Source organism: Enterobacter genomosp. S (genome assembly GCF_001631805.1).
In the GTDB taxonomy this organism is placed as follows: domain Bacteria; phylum Pseudomonadota; class Gammaproteobacteria; order Enterobacterales; family Enterobacteriaceae; genus Enterobacter; species Enterobacter quasihormaechei.
In genome coordinates, this window is sequence record NZ_LVVA01000021.1 from 62,622 (window position 1) to 78,191 (window position 15,570).

Annotated in this window: 34 protein-coding genes; 9 read left to right on the top strand and 25 right to left on the bottom strand. The window is 47.9% G+C overall.

The genetic code is table 11. The features are described from left to right. Positions 1 to 126 precede the first annotated feature (126 nt). The 25 genes from A3466_RS17120 to A3466_RS22575 all read right to left on the bottom strand — a co-directional run bounded on the left by A3466_RS17120 (position 127) and on the right by A3466_RS22575 (position 11,206). A complete protein-coding gene (locus A3466_RS17120) occupies positions 127 to 648 on the bottom strand; it encodes a Rha family transcriptional regulator (protein WP_063451791.1) in 522 nt (173 codons plus the stop codon). Between the two features lie 226 nt (positions 649 to 874). Continuing rightward, complete coding sequence (lysC, locus tag A3466_RS23930) at positions 875 to 1,090, bottom strand: Rz1-like lysis system protein LysC (RefSeq protein ID WP_432416611.1); 216 nt, start codon at positions 1,088 to 1,090, stop codon at positions 875 to 877. Beyond that, positions 1,008 to 1,421 (bottom strand): hypothetical protein, encoded by a 414-nt coding sequence (locus A3466_RS17125; protein ID WP_063451590.1) that lies wholly within the window; start codon positions 1,419 to 1,421, stop codon positions 1,008 to 1,010. Before A3466_RS17125 ends, lysC begins: the two co-directional genes overlap by 83 nt. After that, positions 1,418 to 1,876 (bottom strand): glycoside hydrolase family 24 protein, encoded by a 459-nt coding sequence (locus A3466_RS17130; protein WP_063451591.1) that lies wholly within the window; start codon positions 1,874 to 1,876, stop codon positions 1,418 to 1,420. The genes A3466_RS17125 and A3466_RS17130 overlap by 4 nt, the downstream gene beginning before the upstream one ends. Continuing rightward, the gene (locus tag A3466_RS17135; protein WP_063451792.1) at positions 1,860 to 2,177 is read right to left on the bottom strand and encodes a phage holin family protein; all 318 of its coding nucleotides are present in this window, start codon (positions 2,175 to 2,177) and stop codon (positions 1,860 to 1,862) included. Before A3466_RS17135 ends, A3466_RS17130 begins: the two co-directional genes overlap by 17 nt. 943 nt (positions 2,178 to 3,120) lie before the next feature. Next, positions 3,121 to 3,708, bottom strand: coding sequence for a hypothetical protein (locus A3466_RS22905; RefSeq protein ID WP_432416618.1), 588 nt, complete (start codon positions 3,706 to 3,708; stop codon positions 3,121 to 3,123). Between the two features lie 355 nt (positions 3,709 to 4,063). Beyond that, entirely contained in the window at positions 4,064 to 4,246 is a 183-nt protein-coding gene (locus A3466_RS17150; protein ID WP_063451593.1) for a hypothetical protein, read from the bottom strand. Continuing rightward, positions 4,234 to 4,500 (bottom strand): hypothetical protein, encoded by a 267-nt coding sequence (locus A3466_RS17155; RefSeq protein WP_063451594.1) that lies wholly within the window; start codon positions 4,498 to 4,500, stop codon positions 4,234 to 4,236. The genes A3466_RS17150 and A3466_RS17155 overlap by 13 nt, the downstream gene beginning before the upstream one ends. After that, on the bottom strand, positions 4,497 to 4,892 hold the full coding sequence (rusA, locus tag A3466_RS17160) for a crossover junction endodeoxyribonuclease RusA (RefSeq protein ID WP_063451595.1): 396 nt from the start codon (positions 4,890 to 4,892) through the stop codon (positions 4,497 to 4,499). Before rusA ends, A3466_RS17155 begins: the two co-directional genes overlap by 4 nt. Continuing rightward, on the bottom strand, positions 4,885 to 5,286 hold the full coding sequence (locus tag A3466_RS17165; protein ID WP_165602762.1) for an HNH endonuclease: 402 nt from the start codon (positions 5,284 to 5,286) through the stop codon (positions 4,885 to 4,887). The genes rusA and A3466_RS17165 overlap by 8 nt, the downstream gene beginning before the upstream one ends. Before the next feature lie 92 nt (positions 5,287 to 5,378). Then, positions 5,379 to 5,660, bottom strand: coding sequence for a hypothetical protein (locus A3466_RS23740; protein WP_063451597.1), 282 nt, complete (start codon positions 5,658 to 5,660; stop codon positions 5,379 to 5,381). Then, positions 5,638 to 5,817: a NinF family protein gene (locus A3466_RS23935; protein WP_074161073.1), complete on the bottom strand. Its 180-nt coding sequence runs from the start codon at positions 5,815 to 5,817 to the stop codon at positions 5,638 to 5,640. The genes A3466_RS23740 and A3466_RS23935 overlap by 23 nt, the downstream gene beginning before the upstream one ends. Continuing rightward, a complete protein-coding gene (locus tag A3466_RS17175) occupies positions 5,817 to 6,035 on the bottom strand; it encodes a hypothetical protein (RefSeq protein WP_063451598.1) in 219 nt (72 codons plus the stop codon). Before A3466_RS17175 ends, A3466_RS23935 begins: the two co-directional genes overlap by 1 nt. 2 nt (positions 6,036 to 6,037) lie before the next feature. Then, positions 6,038 to 6,214, bottom strand: a complete 177-nt coding sequence (locus tag A3466_RS17180) for a NinE family protein (protein ID WP_063451599.1) — start codon at positions 6,212 to 6,214, stop codon at positions 6,038 to 6,040. Beyond that, a complete protein-coding gene (locus tag A3466_RS17185) occupies positions 6,211 to 6,648 on the bottom strand; it encodes a recombination protein NinB (protein ID WP_063451600.1) in 438 nt (145 codons plus the stop codon). The genes A3466_RS17180 and A3466_RS17185 overlap by 4 nt, the downstream gene beginning before the upstream one ends. Further along, positions 6,629 to 6,805: a hypothetical protein gene (locus A3466_RS23460; protein WP_165602763.1), complete on the bottom strand. Its 177-nt coding sequence runs from the start codon at positions 6,803 to 6,805 to the stop codon at positions 6,629 to 6,631. The genes A3466_RS17185 and A3466_RS23460 overlap by 20 nt, the downstream gene beginning before the upstream one ends. Before the next feature lie 2 nt (positions 6,806 to 6,807). Next, entirely contained in the window at positions 6,808 to 7,056 is a 249-nt protein-coding gene (locus A3466_RS17190) for a hypothetical protein (RefSeq protein ID WP_063451601.1), read from the bottom strand. 11 nt (positions 7,057 to 7,067) lie between these two features. Then, positions 7,068 to 7,256: a hypothetical protein gene (locus A3466_RS17195; RefSeq protein WP_063451602.1), complete on the bottom strand. Its 189-nt coding sequence runs from the start codon at positions 7,254 to 7,256 to the stop codon at positions 7,068 to 7,070. A gap of 25 nt (positions 7,257 to 7,281) precedes the next feature. After that, on the bottom strand, positions 7,282 to 7,449 hold the full coding sequence (locus A3466_RS23465; protein ID WP_165602764.1) for a hypothetical protein: 168 nt from the start codon (positions 7,447 to 7,449) through the stop codon (positions 7,282 to 7,284). Between the two features lie 207 nt (positions 7,450 to 7,656). Beyond that, positions 7,657 to 8,112 carry a hypothetical protein gene (locus tag A3466_RS17200; protein ID WP_063451603.1) on the bottom strand — a complete coding sequence of 152 codons (456 nt, stop codon included), beginning with the start codon at positions 8,110 to 8,112 and terminating at the stop codon, positions 7,657 to 7,659. Beyond that, a complete protein-coding gene (locus tag A3466_RS17205) occupies positions 8,112 to 9,542 on the bottom strand; it encodes a DnaB-like helicase C-terminal domain-containing protein (protein WP_063451604.1) in 1,431 nt (476 codons plus the stop codon). Before A3466_RS17205 ends, A3466_RS17200 begins: the two co-directional genes overlap by 1 nt. Then, positions 9,532 to 10,428: a hypothetical protein gene (locus tag A3466_RS17210; RefSeq protein WP_063451605.1), complete on the bottom strand. Its 897-nt coding sequence runs from the start codon at positions 10,426 to 10,428 to the stop codon at positions 9,532 to 9,534. Before A3466_RS17210 ends, A3466_RS17205 begins: the two co-directional genes overlap by 11 nt. After that, positions 10,421 to 10,567: a DUF2740 family protein gene (locus A3466_RS23235; RefSeq protein ID WP_088130987.1), complete on the bottom strand. Its 147-nt coding sequence runs from the start codon at positions 10,565 to 10,567 to the stop codon at positions 10,421 to 10,423. The genes A3466_RS17210 and A3466_RS23235 overlap by 8 nt, the downstream gene beginning before the upstream one ends. A 34-nt stretch (positions 10,568 to 10,601) precedes the next feature. Next, positions 10,602 to 10,892: a CII family transcriptional regulator gene (locus A3466_RS17215; protein WP_062677034.1), complete on the bottom strand. Its 291-nt coding sequence runs from the start codon at positions 10,890 to 10,892 to the stop codon at positions 10,602 to 10,604. A gap of 98 nt (positions 10,893 to 10,990) precedes the next feature. After that, complete coding sequence (locus tag A3466_RS22575; protein ID WP_074161074.1) at positions 10,991 to 11,206, bottom strand: helix-turn-helix domain-containing protein; 216 nt, start codon at positions 11,204 to 11,206, stop codon at positions 10,991 to 10,993. Positions 11,207 to 11,310: 104 nt separating this feature from the next. Between A3466_RS22575 and A3466_RS17220 the strand changes: the two genes are divergently transcribed. The 9 genes from A3466_RS17220 (at position 11,311) to A3466_RS17255 (ending at position 15,547) form a co-directional block, all read left to right on the top strand. Next, a complete protein-coding gene (locus A3466_RS17220) occupies positions 11,311 to 11,952 on the top strand; it encodes a LexA family protein (protein WP_063451606.1) in 642 nt (213 codons plus the stop codon). Between the two features lie 366 nt (positions 11,953 to 12,318). Next, complete coding sequence (locus tag A3466_RS17230) at positions 12,319 to 12,633, top strand: hypothetical protein (RefSeq protein ID WP_245167772.1); 315 nt, start codon at positions 12,319 to 12,321, stop codon at positions 12,631 to 12,633. 2 nt (positions 12,634 to 12,635) lie between these two features. Continuing rightward, positions 12,636 to 12,884: a hypothetical protein gene (locus tag A3466_RS17235; RefSeq protein WP_063451609.1), complete on the top strand. Its 249-nt coding sequence runs from the start codon at positions 12,636 to 12,638 to the stop codon at positions 12,882 to 12,884. A 75-nt stretch (positions 12,885 to 12,959) separates the two neighbouring features. Next, positions 12,960 to 13,100: a hypothetical protein gene (locus A3466_RS23470; RefSeq protein WP_165602765.1), complete on the top strand. Its 141-nt coding sequence runs from the start codon at positions 12,960 to 12,962 to the stop codon at positions 13,098 to 13,100. Between the two features lie 47 nt (positions 13,101 to 13,147). Continuing rightward, positions 13,148 to 13,399, top strand: a complete 252-nt coding sequence (locus tag A3466_RS17240) for a hypothetical protein (RefSeq protein WP_063451610.1) — start codon at positions 13,148 to 13,150, stop codon at positions 13,397 to 13,399. A 200-nt stretch (positions 13,400 to 13,599) separates the two neighbouring features. Continuing rightward, complete coding sequence (locus A3466_RS23475) at positions 13,600 to 13,770, top strand: hypothetical protein (RefSeq protein ID WP_165602766.1); 171 nt, start codon at positions 13,600 to 13,602, stop codon at positions 13,768 to 13,770. 81 nt (positions 13,771 to 13,851) lie between these two features. Beyond that, positions 13,852 to 14,160 (top strand): hypothetical protein, encoded by a 309-nt coding sequence (locus A3466_RS17245; protein ID WP_063451794.1) that lies wholly within the window; start codon positions 13,852 to 13,854, stop codon positions 14,158 to 14,160. Continuing rightward, a complete protein-coding gene (locus tag A3466_RS17250) occupies positions 14,157 to 14,978 on the top strand; it encodes a PD-(D/E)XK nuclease-like domain-containing protein (protein ID WP_063451611.1) in 822 nt (273 codons plus the stop codon). The genes A3466_RS17245 and A3466_RS17250 overlap by 4 nt, the downstream gene beginning before the upstream one ends. Next, on the top strand, positions 14,978 to 15,547 hold the full coding sequence (locus A3466_RS17255) for a hypothetical protein (RefSeq protein WP_063451612.1): 570 nt from the start codon (positions 14,978 to 14,980) through the stop codon (positions 15,545 to 15,547). Before A3466_RS17250 ends, A3466_RS17255 begins: the two co-directional genes overlap by 1 nt. Positions 15,548 to 15,570 lie beyond the last annotated feature (23 nt).

The following is a 15,570-nucleotide window of genomic DNA, read 5'->3' on the forward strand; positions in this document are numbered from 1 at the left end:
CGCGGTATGCCCTGTTATTGATTAATACCATCCACTCGCACGGAGGGAGACCGCTTAGGCGGCGTGGTCTTCGTTAAGATGGTGAGACAGCGACAGGACGACGCGGGAGAAAACTATTAGAGGTAATTAGCTACCAATGAGGAGTTCTGGCTGAGTGACCTGCATGATGTGTTCATGCTCCAATGCTAAAACGCGCTTCTCTTTCTTCCGTTCGTTCATCAACCGACTGCCGATCGTGCCTTTCAGCTTTGAGCGCGTTTCTTTAATGGCGTAGCGGTGCTGCATTTCTTCACCCATCGCCATGCGTCGGTTTAGCTGCTCGGCCATCCAGTTAAAGGCATTGATATAACACTCCTTTACTGCGGCAGCTGTTTTTCCAGTGAATCCCATCACTAGCATCATGCATCCGTCTCGGGTGATGTTATACATAGGCTGAACATCGCCATTTTTATCAATGAAATCAATGGGCGCAAAATTGCGCTGGGTGAAGTCATCGGAGCATTTCAGGTTACGTATGGCACGCAAAACGTCTTTGTGTCGCTTGCCAAAGTAATCCGCCACCTTGAGTGATGTGGTGATTATCTTGTTGTCGAGGGTCGTGACCATTTCGCGGAAGTCGAAGGCCGGAATAACTGACGGATTATTCATAGCGTTTACCTTATCTTTGAAATGAACCGTTGCCGCATAGGAAGTCAGTCCACCGAGGCTCGCCAGCACTAACTGATATCCTCAACGGCTCATTCCAAAGGGTTTGGTTCGGTGGTTTATATGCGCATGCGGTGCGCGGTGAAATTCGGAAACAAAAAGCCCCGCGGATGCGAAGCTGTGAGAATTTGCTACGGTTAAAGTCCAGAGGAGAGACTGTGTCAGATGCTCATGGATGAGCTTCTATCTCTCTTATGGTCCGTATCTGTCCATTGCAGATATCCAGAGAAGTAAGAAGGTTGATGTTCATCTGGATGCTGTCACCGAACGTCATCTGCTCAGGAACTACTGGCACAGGGCATTCAGTCAGAAGATTTGCCGGAATCGGTATCGTCGGCGCTTTTACCGTTTCGTACTGAATCTGCTTGTCGGCGCAACTGGTCAACGACAGAATCAGGAATAAGCTCGATAGAGCACTTATTGTTTTTGAGCGCATCTTTCACTTCTTCCTGTAGGCGTTGTGATTTCATCTCTGCTGCTGACCGGCGACGAGCTTCTTTGTCTACAAGCTTATTCATATCGCCTACGCGGTCAGCGAGGTTCTGCAAGGTATTAGCCAGATCGTCGTTTTTGCTGTGCAGCTGCTTAGCCTCTGCAATCAATGCAGCATTGCTGATTTTAAGCTGGCGGTTATCCGTGCCTAACTTAACGATGAAGCCAATGATGATTGCAGCAAAGAAGAACGGGATGAGGTTCTTGATGAATGTCAGGTTCATTGGAGGGCACCTCCATAGGAGATGTACTTATTCACCAGATCATCAATTTTGTGCTCATGCTGCCCATAACCAGCTCCCGGCAGAGATGCCCAGATGTTTGAGCATTTGGTAATTGCCGCTTTGATGTTTCCCGATTCAATGTCAGGTAAAGCGCGGCGCTCTTTTATCTGCTGGATGGCAATAGCGTCCTGGCTGGCAGGTGAAAAATCTTTCAGCCCTAACTGCTTTTTGTAGGCATCGTAATATCGCGACAGAAGCTGGTATCTTCCGGCTGCTGTGGATTTAATTCCAAGCTTCGGCAGGCTTATCAGTTTGCGAGGGTGATCTGCATAACTGGTAAAGAGTGAGCCACCAACGACAACGTTATACCCGTTATCGCTACCCTTGATTCGGCTGGTCCCTTCAGACCAGGCAAGCATGTCGAGAAACGCTTGCAGATTACTGCTTATCTTCATCGACTACTCCAGACGCCTTGTTCAGGAATCTACCTTCAAGGGCTTTGATTAGGGAAGAACCTGACCACCCAGCCATGCCGCATACGCCACCTGTGACCTCTTGAGGCCAGCCGTAGTGGATTGCGATCATGATCATGAGGAGTCCCGCGAATATCGACACGATGAGCTGTAGGCACATTGTCCTCCAACTAAACGCTTCACCGTTGAGGACTTTGAAGGAGTAACTGGCTATTGCGCCGACTAGAGTCATGCCGAAAGCGATTAGGATCGACCAGAGGTTCGGATCGCTTTTATATGGCATCTTGTTCATTTCCACCCCCAGATTTCGGGGATCTGTTCAAATTAGGAATTAACGTGGTTGTTGCATGAACAAATCCAGGATACGGTTATCTGTAACGTGGTTTGTTCGCGATTAACGGCGTGAGCAAATCTGGCAGGGGGCTGCGTCAACAGCTTCCTGCCGCCCACTTCACGAAGCCCAGCCAAGCGCTGGGTTTTTCTTTTGTGTAAAACGTCCTACCCCGTCGCCACGATTGTGCAAGGGTATCTGGATGTGTTCTGGTGATAGGTGATAGGACGCTTTCAGAAAGGTCGTGAGGGATATGGCTTAGCATCGCCAGAGGCCATACCTCTGTTAGTAGTCCGTTTCGTGGACAATTCCGGTCAGCGATCAACCTGACTCCGATATGGGATTTACTAAGCCGATATGACTGTTGTTACCCACGGTTGAAAGCACTTGTCGCCCGGATGGCATTAGTCGCGTCTACCGGTTTTCGCCTTGTTAAATGCTTTCAACCGTGGGTGCCCATTATTAATCACACCGGGCCAGTGCGCCGAATTCTTTGATGAGGAGTCGGAATACCTCACTGGTGTTTAGCCGTTAGGCTACTGCCAGGAATTGATCATCGTTTGCATTTATCTTTGTGGTCCGTTTCTTAAAAGTCCGCAAAGTCGCTAACGTGACGAAAACTGGAAAGAGCATTGATGTCTCGCATCGCAGGAAAAAGCCCACGGAAGAGAGTCGAACCCTTCCAATGCCCTTACCAGATTTCGCCAATAAAAAACCCCGACATTTCTGCCGGGGCTCATTATTTCCTGATACCGCAATTTCGAACCGTCAGGAGCGTTTCCTCATAACCGTTTAGCGGATTACGTCTGCTCAGTTCGCTTTTGCTCCGAGCATACACAAAATGTACTACTTCAATTTTGCGAAATCAAGTTATTTAGGAAAGTTTACCTAAATATTATGCTGCCTGTGGAAATTCCTTCTCAATTTCGCGCCTCATCGCATAAAAGATTTCTGAATCCAGCACGTTCTCGCACCAGACAACCCTGCGCCTGCAAGACTGGATATCCATTCCAGTGACTGCATTCATCACTCTGGCGATATCTTGCGTGCAATTGCGATTGCAATATCGCTTAATAGCTACATCGCGGACGGGGCTTTCACGGTGAAACGTCTTGACCATCACACGTTCAACGAAAGCAGCATCATCGGATTCTTTGGCGAGAGCGATGATGTTGCTGAACGATGATTGAGGGATGACCAGTTCGCGAGCTTTCTGATATAGCGCATCTCCACGCAGTCCATCTTCTTCGTAAAGGCGCATGACTACAGACTCAATCTGTTTGGCCTTGTCATCACTCCACTGACTGCGAATCATCAGGCGACCGATAACGTTGATTGCACCACCCGGGGAATCATCTCCTGCGTTGACCTTGCCCCATACCTGTAGCATGTAGTGAACCCATGCTTTCTGGCGTGAGTTGATGGTTTTCTTCGGGTGCTTCCATACGCGGCGGAAATGAGCATCGTCGAGGAAGTTAACCATGCCTAATATCGGTGTGCGTTTCACAATAACTCTCCTTTAGGCCAGCTACCCTCTTGCTTGATGATGTATGGCTTATAGTCATCGCTCTTTGTTTCCTTATGCGCGAGATTACCTACCTCGTTGGTCTCGAACATTCCTAGCGGGAGATATTGACGAGGGAATACCTTGTGCCATTTTCCGTACTCTGTATCTTCACCGTCGCTGTATTTCACCGGTCCACACGCGCTGCATAGCCTCATCCCCTTTCGTTCTGGAGCATATGACCAGTCGTATAACTTCTCGAAAAATCCATTGAACCCTTGCGATGAAAGCGCCGTATTTTCTACGCAACCACAATTCTCGCACTGGAATAGGCTCATGCTGCATCTCCTCCAGTTGGCTTATTCGTTCCCAGCCGATTACGCACTTCGCGCAACTGCTCGCGCACATAATCAAGACTGCGCTCAAGCTCATGCTCTTTGCCAATAAGCACCTGCTCGGTGTGCATATCGCGCTGACGCTGCCACTTGACTTGCTGGATGTTGGTTACGCTGCACATACGGGTTCTCCTACTAAGCTGTCTAACTGGCGACGCATCATCTTCAGTGCTCCATCAGGGAATGGCTGACGGGCTAAACCTGCGAAGATGGCGCGGATTTTCTTGTCGCGGATGCGCTTGAGTAACTCGGTCACTGTTGCGCGGATGGTGGCGTTAATCTTGCGGTCTTCGAGCTGTGCGAATCGTACGGATAGCTCTACTGTTACCAGCGCATCCAGATATTCCTCACAGACTTCTCTGCTTATGTCTGTCATGCTGCCTCCAGTAGTTCTGTAATCATTGGCAAGCTACCGCACGTCTCAGTTACTACCAGCACAAGCATCCCGCCTTTAATCGCCTGACAACGCTTAATGCGCATATCGTCTATCTGACCGTCGTCCAGCCATAAGCCCGCACTGGTGAGTGCGTCAAAAACGGCTTTGGGCAGATTGTCCAAATCTCGTTTGCGATTATCGGGAGGTGCTGCGTGGATGGTGATTCTGATGCGAGGTGTGATTTTGATGTCTAACTGTTGTTGCTGGATTATTTCGATTACTTCTTTTCGGTATCTCTTTCCCCAATCGCTGATGTAGTGGATGCCTCGTGAGTGTCGCCAGTACTTGTTGACCGAAGGTGGCCATGGAAGCTTGATAATGTATCTAGGCATAAACGTCTCCATCATTAGCGAACTCTCCATGGAATTTTGCACGTGCTTCTTTCGCTACTAGTTCAGCAAGTTCGATATCATCAAAAATTCCAAGAAAAATCCTGCGATGATTTACGCCTATTCTTACCTCCCATCCATTCCTTCCCTTTTTACGGTTAACACCTTTTACACCGGAGGTATTTCTCTTTTGCATCCCTCTATTTCTAAGGTTTTCAGCCGTGGTCACCACCCGCAGATTATTTATGCGGTTATCCTTTTTGTTGCAGTTGATATGGTCAATTTCGCCAGAAGGGAAATCTCCATGCGTGAAAAACCAAGCAAGCCTGTGGGCTTTATATAGCTTTTTGTTAAAGAATATCCCTATGTATCCACCCGTCATTTCATAACCGGCCACCTTCCCTTTCCTTGCTTTCCCGCGGCTAACGTTCCATGTAAATAACCCGCTTTCTGGGTGGTATGTCAGTAGCTCTAGAAGAATTTTTTCGTTCATCGCACTGTTACCCTCCCTTCGCGTGTTAACTTTTGCAGCGTCAAGACAATGGCTCTGTCCATTTCAGCCCTACGTTCTTCCCGGGTCATGTCCTTTCCGTTGTCTATGCGCGTATGGCATTGTTCGCATAGCGCCGCCGTTAAACAGTCATCAACCTTCATTCCTATTCCTTTCCCTTCGTTGCGATGTGCCGCCTGAACTCCATATCGACCACACAGAACGCAGCAATCTATCTCCCTGACTGCCTGAAGCCATTTACTGCTCCGGTATATTGCCATCTGAGATATCTCCGTTCGGATCACGATAAATCAGCCACTCATCCACGCATTCAGTACATGCGTAGGTTTCCTCTGGCGTTAGTTCCTTCGTGCAGCCGGCGCACAACGTTCTACGTATGCTCCAGTTTTCGTACTCTTGAGGCCATGGAGTAAGCATCAGTGAAACCTCGCTGTTTGTTCTGCTGGCTCAATGGAAATGACAAGGTCTTTGTCGCCTAACTGCCAGATAATCCCTTGCTCGTCTTCGCCCTCTGTCATTGCCTCCACATAAGCCATCAGGTAATTCATCATGATGTTTATGCCGTCGACTCCTTCGCTTTCTGCATCTTCCATGAGGTCAGAGAAACGCTCGATGTAGTCTTCTTCTGCGCTCATAGCTATTTCCTCGCGCGGTCACGCAGCCAGCGTATATCCCACAGGTGCGCGGTGTAGTTGAAGGTTGTTACGTCTGATTCGGTAGGTACTGGCTTGGGTTTGTTTCTGGAGCGCTTGGTGGGGATGAATATCATATTGTCCATTGCGATTTGAGTTATGCTTCGTCGCTGTTTCTTCATGCCGCATCTCCAAATCTGGCTTTCCACTCAAGCGCTAATCTGGCTTCATCAGACCACTTAACATTCTTCTCAGCGCCAAATGCCTGGATAAGCTCAAGAAGCTCTCCGAACTCGCTAACGCGCATCTTGCTGGTTGACTGGCCTATCACCACAAAACCGTTGCCAGCGAGGTTAGGCACAACGTCCTGCTGCTTTAATGCTGCGGTGAAGATGCACTTCCAGCTTTCAGAATCCAGCCATCGACCATGCCATTCGACCTGACGCGAGACATCACCCAGACAAGCCCAGAGTTTGCGATTCTGGTCTATACTGCGGTTGCGCTCTTGGATGGTTACGATGATTGGCTTGGTTTGGTCGGGGAAGATTTGCTGTATTGCTTGAATGGCGTTCTGCTGATGAATGGGGCTTCTTAGTTCAAACGTTATTTTCCTCATGGCATTCCTCGTCAGGTGTTAGTTCCTCAATCGCCCATGATGTGAATCCGTTACGCTCTACATAATCCCGCGCTTTGCTATAAGTGGTGAAAGCGGCCATTGACTCCATTTCACCCTCGAATCCCAAGGCGCAAACGACAAACACAGATTTACTCATACTCACTCCTTAACTTTGATTCCAGCGGCGCGGATGACTTCATCAACCTCGTCACGGTCGTACACAGCAATAGCATCACTGACAAACCATGCAGGCAACTCAATCTCGATAGCGGCGCGAGATGCCTGCCATGCATGCCATGCACAGTTTGTAGTTACTTCTGCGTACTCTCCATTGCTAAGAATTGCCATATTTGCAAATTCATTATTTGCAATCCGCCACTGCTCAAACTTCTTTCTTGATTCGTCCATATTCCTCTCCATCACATTGTCATCAAGGCGTAACCAATCAGACCATACAGCGCCATGAAAATTACGTTCATCCTGATTACTTTATTAATGCCAATCGATTTGAATTCGTTACGCCAAAGCACAAAACTCATCAGTGCCAGAGAGCCGTTAGTTATTACGAATCCGGCTACTATGCTCATCAATACTGCGTTAATCATCATTACTCTCCATCAGCGTGCTGGGGTGTTAGTCGCCTGTTTTCATGTGCGTACTGCCGGCAATCAAAATCACTGCGAACAGAAGCCATCCCCATCCGGATTTCTCGTGGTACATCAGAAATGCCACGCTGATGAACCCGCTGATCGGAATAGCTGCGAAAAATGCTAATGCAAGAATGTCTCGTAATTCCTTCACGTCCTTACCTCTCTTAATGCCTTGTTCATATCTTTCGGCTGGTAGTTGTTGCCTATTAGTTGCATCTCACATTGCGACTTATGAATTGTCGTTCTCAACTTTTTATTTGAACGTAAATTTAGAGCGACAAATTCTTCTGAATTTTTGCAGTCACTCTTAACTATGTAGTATTTGCCTGTAAGCCAAGATTGAACTAACTGACCCTTCTTAAACACTTCGCACCTCTCTCAATCTCTGGTTGATAAATGCAGTCAGTGGGTTGGCTAAGCCAAACGTAAACGGTGCATTCTTGCGATACAGCCAGACCTTCTCACGGCCTAACCATTCCCGATAAACCTCACCCTGCTTGCTCAGTGATGCCAGAATCTGAGCTGTCATTTGCAGGTCTACTCCTGTTGCTTCTGAGATAACCGATGACGTGCCCTCTCTGCCACTATCCAGCCAGTCCAGAATCGCCTGGCGACGGTTAGCATGAAGCTCAGTCAGCCGATAACGCTTTATGCCGTTATGGACGCTGTGGATTTCAAGCTGACCTGATTCTGTGAGTTCGCGGAGTAGTTGGGTGATGCGGGATTTTGGTGCGCCGGTAAGTTGGTGAAACTCTCTTGCTGATGTTGGTTTGTTGCTTTCGAGATGGTTGAGTATTTTGTCTCGTGTGTTCACTAGAATCCCCCTTTCTTTTTGGGTTTATCTTCTTGCTCCCTTCGGCGGGCCTGAGCTGCTTCCTGGTCACAGTCGTAGATAACTCCGTTACGCTGATTGCAATAAACCACACCGGTTTCGCCATGACGGTTCAGTCTCAGCCCTAACTCAGTTTCACTTTGGTCAATGCTTTCATCGTATGCTCCTGGTCGGTAGATATAGGTCCAGTAGTCGCAATCCTGTTCTATCTGCCCGGTATCTCGCGAATCGCTAGGCAGTGGGCGCTTATCAACGCGCTTTTCAAGCTCTCGGTTCAACTGAGTCAGAAGTACAACTACACAGTCCAGTTCTTTGGCCAGCATCTTGAGACCTTTGGTGATCATCCCGTAGGCCAGGTCATTCCTGTCAGCTTTCTCTGCGGTCATCAGGGTGAGGTAGTCAACCAGCACCATCCCAACCTTACCGCGCTCTCGTTTAATCCTGCGGGCCTCTGAAACTATGTGAGCAAGCCCTATGCCAGGCGTGTCATCAATCAGCAGGTTGTTCGTCGCGATAAGAGAACTCATGACACCGGTTGCTTTCTGCATGTCGCTATCCCAGTCTCCGCGATAGCCAAAGTCGTCCTTGCTCATGTCCGGGTAAAAAAGATTTGGGCTGATACGTCCTTTCTGAGCGGTAATCTTCTCGACCATCTGGCTCTCAGGCATCTCCAGAGAGAACATCAATGCAGGCTCGTTCTCCACTGTGGCGCAATTAACCGCCATCTGTGTGTAGAACGTTGTTTTACCCATCTTCGGCCTTGCACCGATAATAAACAGGCTTCCTCTGACGATTTTCTTCACGCCGAGCTTGTCATCGAACGACTTAATGCCCGTAGAGAGACCTCGTGACTTTCCGTCAGGCTTAACTCGCTCATCAAACTCGTTAGACCAGGACTCAACTGCATCGGCGAAGGTTCTGAGACCTTTGCGTGATCCAGTTTTTGCATGGTCAGAGAGTTGGGTGAAAATAGATTGAATTGCCTCGTATTTCTGGGTTGCCGTCATTCCGTTTCTAGCATAGAGAAGCTCTGCCGCTTCCGTCATTCGTTGAATGCCGTAACGCTCCATAGCCGTTTCGCGCACCTGCATAGCGTATGCAACGATGTTTGCAGCACTTGGGGTATTCTTTGCGATCTCTGCGATGTAGGCAAAGCCACCAACAGATTCAGTCAGCCCTTTGCGTTCAAGCTCGTCAAACAGGGTTAGTCCGTCGACTGGCTTCTGCTCTCGGTACATGCGGGTCATTTCTTCGTACAGGAGTTTGTGTGGTCGGCTGTAGAATGACTCAGGCTTGAGAATGGAAAGAACCTTCTGCGTCCTCTCGCTGCTGTCGTCATCCAGAAGCAATCCGCCAATCACCGCCTGCTCAGCTTCAATGCTGTGAGGTGGCGCAAACACGTTATCTGTCATCGTGCTCTCCCTCGCGTACTTTCAGGTAGGTGTTGTCATTCAGAAGGAAGTCAAATCCCTTTTTGTGCCAGACAGTTCCTCGCTGCGGATTCTGTCTTTCTTCAAACATCCAGCGGCAGTTTGAAGCGACATAGTTCAGGTAAGATTTCCAGTCTTCCAAAGTGAAGCCATGACCATCAAGCTGACGGGTGATGACTCCGGCTTTTCTCCAGAACGTCTGAATCTGGTTTTTGCGTTTGTCATTTAGCGCCCTGACTCTTGGTGCTTCAGGTATTAACTCGTGGTAGACATCGACGACTTGCTGACAACTGATAGATGATTTCTTCTTCTCAGTTTTTGGTGCTGCTACGGCACTCTCTTCTACGTTAGTAGAAGAGATATTATTAAATTCTTTATCTGTGGTAATTTGCTGGTAATCTGCTGGTACAGTGTCGCTTGCAGGCATTGGTATAACTGGCTTCGCGCTGGTAATTTGCTGGTACTCTGCTGGTACAAAATTTGACTGATAATCGTCATATTTTTCTACCGAGAAAACTGAGAATTTACCGTGTGAAACCCAGTCAATCATGCCGAGCTTCTTAAACTTTCTCAGCAGGTACTGAACGCGATCAGGATTGAGTCCTGTCTCAAACGCCAGAGCGTTTCTTCCGCTAAGCAGCTTCCCTCTGCCTACCAGAATTTCTCCTGCGTCAGTCATCACATGCTCAGGTGCATGCTTTGCTTTCAGGATTAAGTGAACCCACAGATGTGATGCTTCAGCGTCCTTGTAAAACGGCACATCCATGATTTTACGGTGCAGCAAGGCATACCCCTTACCGCTGCTTTGATGCGGTTTCTGGAGCCTTCTGGCCTCTCTGGCTTCGGCTAGATTAGATACGTTACTCATGACCTTTCTCCTTCTGCATCAGCTTCACTTTCTCCAACTCAGCCCGAAATCGACCAGGCTGCTTGAAGCTGGACAGGAAGCGATCACGTAGTATGTTTTTGTGCATTTTGTCCTGGTAAGGACTGAGTGGTTTTGTCATAATTACTCCTGTTACTTGGCGTAACACAGTGTCTCTAGAATTCGATGCTGATTTGCTCAGAGCGTCCGGCCACCACCGGGCGCTTTTTGCTTTCTGGCATCACAGCTGCAATAGCCTGTCTTGCCACTTCACGAATAAGGCTTGTCTCCCATACCTTCTCCAGAAGAACGAACGTCACCGCCATATCGTGGATGTTTAATCTACTCACCTTTGAATCAGCCCATCCCGCCATCTTTGCGAAATTTGTCTGACCCATTGAAACGAGTCGGGCACGAAGCTCTGTTTCCACTTCGCGTACCTTTTTGCTGTGATTTGCTAGTTCCATTACGTATGATTTCCTTAGTTAAATAGTTGAATACGCATCGGTTGATGCGTTGGTTGTCCTCAGATTCTGAGGGGCAGATTATTAAAGAGCGGTACTGCTTATGCTGCTTTTTTGCGTGGAGGGAAAAGAGAATCTAGGTTCGTTTTTCCACCAAGCTTATTCAGTGCCTTAACCAGGCTTCGGCATGACTCTAAATCTGGAGCCCGGATACCGGCCTCATAGTTGGCTAAGCGCGACTGGTTCCAGCCACATGCGCAAGCCAGCGCAGATTGAGTGATGCCAAGTTTTTTCCGTTCATTGGCAATGTTGTTCATAGTTTTCCTTAAAATCTGGGTCACTCAACATACATTAAACACAAATTGTGATTAACAGTCAACACAAATCGTGTAAAGCCACGCAACACGGAACGTGATATAAAATGCGCATGAAAAGAACAGAAACTATCGCCGCGCGAATGAAGAGATTGCGAGAGACAAAAGGCCTTTCTCAAAAGGCTTTGGCGGAGCTTTGCGGCTGGGCTTCACAATCTCGGATCGGAAATTATGAATCAGGCACAAGAAGCGTTAGTGTTGAAGACGCGGAAGTGATCGCAAAGGCATTGGGAGTTGCCACGGCTGAGCTGCTTTTTGGCGACGACTATCAGGGACAATACAAGCCAGGGGTAAAATTCCCATTGATTAGCTGGGTTAGCGCAGGTGCCTGGTGCGAGGCCGTGGAACCATATAACGCACAAACAGTCGATGAGTGGTATGAATCAGATTGCCACGTCGTTGGAGACGCATTCTGGCTTAGGGTTCAGGGTGATTCTATGACTGCACCTACAGGATTAAGCGTTCCAGAAGGAATGCTGGTTCTTTTCGATACAGGCAAAGAGCCAGTAAATGGTAGCCTTGTAATAGCCAAACTAACCGATGCAAACGAAGCTACATTCAAAAAATTGATAATCGATGGCGGAAGCAAGTACCTTAAAGGCCTTAACCCAGCTTACCCCCTGATTCCTATCGATGGTAATTGCAAAATCATTGGTGTAGCAGTGCAGATGATGATGCGTTTCTCCTGATATAACATCGCATTAAAACACCACAACCCGCTTCGGCGGGTTTTTTATTATCCCGCTAAAACTAAATTCCCTTAAAAATCAATGCAAACACGCTTCGTGATAAATATAATCACAATTCGTGTTGACACAACAAACACAATCTGTGATTATCTAGCCATCAGCAGGAAGCTGAATGCGAACAAGGAACTGGGTTCGTGGCTCTTTAAAAATTTAATCCTCAGAATCTGAGGCCGAAGTGAATGCTTCGGGATTGGATGAATGCGCAGGCTGATGCGCAGGAACATAACATCGACCGAATCAGGTGGCGCGCCCTTGCCCTGATTCATGCCAGATATCTTGTAAGCGGGTCGGGACGGCTAGGTATCTATGCAGGAGATCAGCGCCTGCCATCCAATCACCAAAGCATTCACAGGAGGTATCCATATGAACAGAAATCAAGCTCGTCGCCTTGCAGCTTTCAACGCAAAGAAGGCAGCAGAGAAGTTAGAGATGAAAGCCTACTGTAAAAAGATTGACCGTGCATTTTCACGGCTGTCGGAAGGCTGTAGTGAGCGTGTTTCAAGAGCCATTTCGCTTGCCGGAACGCGTCAGAAGGAAGTTGAAGGTGGCGCTGTTTGTCTGCCAGAAGTGGCGCTTTTCGCAGCTGGTCATCGTAAGTCTAATAACGTTACAGCGAGGTAAATATGGGTAAGCAGGTGCAGTTATCAGGGAAATGCACATTGAAGATTGACACCATCGTTGGCAGCACAACGATAGATATTCCGAAGGTCAATCGTGAAGGTGAAAACAACGCTGATGCGTTAATTCGAAATGTTATCCACTTCGGTGTGATGCGTCATGGCAAGGCAGACTTGCGAAAGCTGATTGAAGAAAAGCTCGCTAATTATGGCGACGAATATGAAAACAAAGGCCTGAGTTACGACGATGAATAGGCCGCATAGTCGGCCTTCTTTTGGCAGCAAGTATCCGCATGATAGAATTGGCGCAACTTACACGTGAGGGGAAAAATGAAAATCATAATTCAAGTTACCGAAGCAGAGTTGGCAGAGGTTGAGATGTCTGCTGAAGAGTTAAAAGCTAACGTGATTGCTGACCTTGATGATGCAAGAGACTATCCCGGATTCAACGTCGAGATAGAAATTGAATAAACCCGCTACGGCGGGTTTTCTTTTGGCAGCAAGCCACAGAGGTGAATATGACAATCAACATTATACCTCCAGAGGAAGCAGTGAAGAGACTGAAAGAGAAAGGAATCACAACAGACACTGAAGAGTTAATAAGTCTCTACGGGATAGACCAGGCTGCACGAATCAGGAAGGGGGACAGGCTATGGATTGTGAATGATTCATCTACAAAGTTTGAGAGCGCATATGGACATACGCTATCTCACGCCGTGCATATTTTCGTGTTGAGCTATGAAGAAAACAGGAATTCATTATTTGATTAGCGCCTAATGCGGATTCACCGATTCCGCATTGTGAGCCAATCCGCGCTCGTACTATTGAGGACGACTCGATAGTGTCTGATTAAATACCCCTTGTTGTCATCTTGGCCTCTTCGTGAGGCCATTTTTTTACCTGCATATCAGTGAGCATTTATTCAGGTGCTCAGTCGCTATGCAATCACATACAACATAAGGAACTACCCATGCAGACATTAAATCTCGCAGGGGCTACCCCGATGGGTAGCTTCCATGCCATCACGTCCATTCAACACTCGCGCCGCAATATTCTGACGGGCGCTGACTTCAAGCAGCCTCGCGTTAAGAGCTTGCTGGAGCGTCTGGTTGAGTTTCTGAATCAAAAGGTGCAGCCGTGAGCATTGCAGATACCTGGTCAGAAGATGCCTTTGTCCGCCTTATGCAGGACATGTTGAAACAGCAGAATGAGGATGCAGAAGATGCGCCTGACGATGACAGAAAAAACAGAGATTAAGCAAATCATCGCTAGTTTTAGCGACGCTGACAATGCAGCGATTGATAAGCAGGTTGAGATGCTGTGCGCGAACATGCGACCGGTGCTCAACATGCTCGAATCACACAGGCCTGATGACTACACGAAAGCAGCTGTGGAATGGCTTGCCGAAGACGACTGCAACTATCAGGAATTCGCCGGAGAGGTTATGTGGGACATATTCAGACCGCGCGTGGAAGTGGAATATGCAATGTCTATCTTTATGCGCCGTCATACATTCGAGGATGCAGCATGAAGCCTGGCGTATATTACGGCATGTCGAATGAGGACTATCACGCTGACGAGGCAATAGGTTCTACGACAGTCAAAGCCATCAGCGTAAGTCCTGCTAACCACTTCTTCAACAAATTCACCGGCAGTAAATCAGCGCACATTGGAAGTGCGATTCATGCAGCGTTGCTTGAGCCTGATGTGTATCAGTGCCGGTATGCAAAGCGCGAAGAAATAACATCTCGTGCCAGCAAAGAATACAAGGAACTCACGAAGCAATTTCCAGCTGATTTTATCCTTATAGGTAGCGAAGTAGATACCGTACAGAGGATGTATGAGTCTTCGCGATTGAATGATGACTTCATGGACTACATGAATACCAAAGGGAACTCAGAGGTATCCATGTTTGCAGAGTGCCCAGAAACGGGCCTGATGCTTAAATGCCGCTTCGACAGGCTATCTGACACCCTCGTATACCCTCTTGACGTTAAAAGCTGTAGAGACGCTTCTGAGCGCGGATTCAGCAATGCTTTTGGTCAGTATAAGTACCACATTCAGGCAGCCTTCTATCTCTACGTTCTCAGGCTGGCAACGGGCATCGAATATAACCAGTTCGCCTTCTTCGCTATCGAGAACTCACCGCCATATCGCAACTGCATGTACTACATCGGCGAGGAATCGCTTGAGCTTGGGTATCGCGAAATGTACGCAGCTTTAGACAAGCTTGTTGCATGCAGAAAAAACGAATCAATGAAGTACGAAGGAATTGTGCTTCCATCCAACGAAATTAACGTTCCGGCCTATTTGCTGGATAATGAATACGATGACGAGGTAATTCTATAATGGACCTTTCACGCACAATCATTCCAAAGTCCGACCAAATTAACTTTGAAGATGTTCAGACTCGAAGCATTACGGCAGTCATTAAAGCTGTCAGGGCCGGCAATTCAGAGCAGCCAGTATTTATCGACCTTGAAGGTTACGATGGTCGTCCGTACAAGCCGTCTAAATCGATGCGTCGCGTGTTAATTGGCGGCTGGGGTGCAGATGGCCATTCGTGGGTTGGACGCTCTCTTACGCTAGTTGGTGATGCCTCTGTGAGGTTCGGTGGTGTAGCGGTAGGCGGCATCAAGATTTATGCAATGAGCGACGTTGAGGCTGATTTCTCAATGATGCTTTCGGTATCACGTGGTAAGCGGCAGGAGCACCGGGTTCGAAAGCTTGAGGTAAAACCGCAGGCTACACCGGAAACGGCGCTGAAATGGTTCTCTGATAACGCATTAAGCATGGATTCAGCAAAGCTTGAAGTTGCTTACAACAGAACTAAAGGCGTCATCGGCAACAATGATGAGCTGCTTTCCAAGCTCGACGAAATACACAATCTGCATAAGGCGGATTTAGCTAACTCCTGATTTTACACAATGCGAAAGCTAAA

Coding starts and splice junctions, on each gene's coding strand:
- A3466_RS17120 (WP_063451791.1), bottom strand. CDS start 648: ATGAATAATCCGTCAGTTATTCCGGCCTTCGACTTCCGCGAAATGGTC.
- A3466_RS17125 (WP_063451590.1), bottom strand. CDS start 1,421: ATGAACCTGACATTCATCAAGAACCTCATCCCGTTCTTCTTTGCTGCA.
- A3466_RS17130 (WP_063451591.1), bottom strand. CDS start 1,876: ATGAAGATAAGCAGTAATCTGCAAGCGTTTCTCGACATGCTTGCCTGG.
- A3466_RS17135 (WP_063451792.1), bottom strand. CDS start 2,177: ATGCCATATAAAAGCGATCCGAACCTCTGGTCGATCCTAATCGCTTTC.
- A3466_RS22905 (WP_432416618.1), bottom strand. CDS start 3,708: ATGGTTAACTTCCTCGACGATGCTCATTTCCGCCGCGTATGGAAGCAC.
- A3466_RS17150 (WP_063451593.1), bottom strand. CDS start 4,246: ATGTGCAGCGTAACCAACATCCAGCAAGTCAAGTGGCAGCGTCAGCGC.
- A3466_RS17155 (WP_063451594.1), bottom strand. CDS start 4,500: ATGACAGACATAAGCAGAGAAGTCTGTGAGGAATATCTGGATGCGCTG.
- rusA (WP_063451595.1), bottom strand. CDS start 4,892: ATGCCTAGATACATTATCAAGCTTCCATGGCCACCTTCGGTCAACAAG.
- A3466_RS23740 (WP_063451597.1), bottom strand. CDS start 5,660: ATGGCAATATACCGGAGCAGTAAATGGCTTCAGGCAGTCAGGGAGATA.
- A3466_RS23935 (WP_074161073.1), bottom strand. CDS start 5,817: ATGCTTACTCCATGGCCTCAAGAGTACGAAAACTGGAGCATACGTAGA.
- A3466_RS17175 (WP_063451598.1), bottom strand. CDS start 6,035: ATGAGCGCAGAAGAAGACTACATCGAGCGTTTCTCTGACCTCATGGAA.
- A3466_RS17180 (WP_063451599.1), bottom strand. CDS start 6,214: ATGAAGAAACAGCGACGAAGCATAACTCAAATCGCAATGGACAATATG.
- A3466_RS17185 (WP_063451600.1), bottom strand. CDS start 6,648: ATGAGGAAAATAACGTTTGAACTAAGAAGCCCCATTCATCAGCAGAAC.
- A3466_RS23460 (WP_165602763.1), bottom strand. CDS start 6,805: ATGAGTAAATCTGTGTTTGTCGTTTGCGCCTTGGGATTCGAGGGTGAA.
- A3466_RS17190 (WP_063451601.1), bottom strand. CDS start 7,056: ATGGACGAATCAAGAAAGAAGTTTGAGCAGTGGCGGATTGCAAATAAT.
- A3466_RS17195 (WP_063451602.1), bottom strand. CDS start 7,256: ATGATGATTAACGCAGTATTGATGAGCATAGTAGCCGGATTCGTAATA.
- A3466_RS17205 (WP_063451604.1), bottom strand. CDS start 9,542: ATGACAGATAACGTGTTTGCGCCACCTCACAGCATTGAAGCTGAGCAG.
- A3466_RS17210 (WP_063451605.1), bottom strand. CDS start 10,428: ATGAGTAACGTATCTAATCTAGCCGAAGCCAGAGAGGCCAGAAGGCTC.
- A3466_RS23235 (WP_088130987.1), bottom strand. CDS start 10,567: ATGACAAAACCACTCAGTCCTTACCAGGACAAAATGCACAAAAACATA.
- A3466_RS17215 (WP_062677034.1), bottom strand. CDS start 10,892: ATGGAACTAGCAAATCACAGCAAAAAGGTACGCGAAGTGGAAACAGAG.
- A3466_RS22575 (WP_074161074.1), bottom strand. CDS start 11,206: ATGAACAACATTGCCAATGAACGGAAAAAACTTGGCATCACTCAATCT.
- A3466_RS17220 (WP_063451606.1), top strand. CDS start 11,311: ATGCGCATGAAAAGAACAGAAACTATCGCCGCGCGAATGAAGAGATTG.
- A3466_RS17230 (WP_245167772.1), top strand. CDS start 12,319: ATGCAGGAGATCAGCGCCTGCCATCCAATCACCAAAGCATTCACAGGA.
- A3466_RS17235 (WP_063451609.1), top strand. CDS start 12,636: ATGGGTAAGCAGGTGCAGTTATCAGGGAAATGCACATTGAAGATTGAC.
- A3466_RS23470 (WP_165602765.1), top strand. CDS start 12,960: ATGAAAATCATAATTCAAGTTACCGAAGCAGAGTTGGCAGAGGTTGAG.
- A3466_RS17240 (WP_063451610.1), top strand. CDS start 13,148: ATGACAATCAACATTATACCTCCAGAGGAAGCAGTGAAGAGACTGAAA.
- A3466_RS23475 (WP_165602766.1), top strand. CDS start 13,600: ATGCAGACATTAAATCTCGCAGGGGCTACCCCGATGGGTAGCTTCCAT.
- A3466_RS17245 (WP_063451794.1), top strand. CDS start 13,852: ATGCGCCTGACGATGACAGAAAAAACAGAGATTAAGCAAATCATCGCT.
- A3466_RS17250 (WP_063451611.1), top strand. CDS start 14,157: ATGAAGCCTGGCGTATATTACGGCATGTCGAATGAGGACTATCACGCT.
- A3466_RS17255 (WP_063451612.1), top strand. CDS start 14,978: ATGGACCTTTCACGCACAATCATTCCAAAGTCCGACCAAATTAACTTT.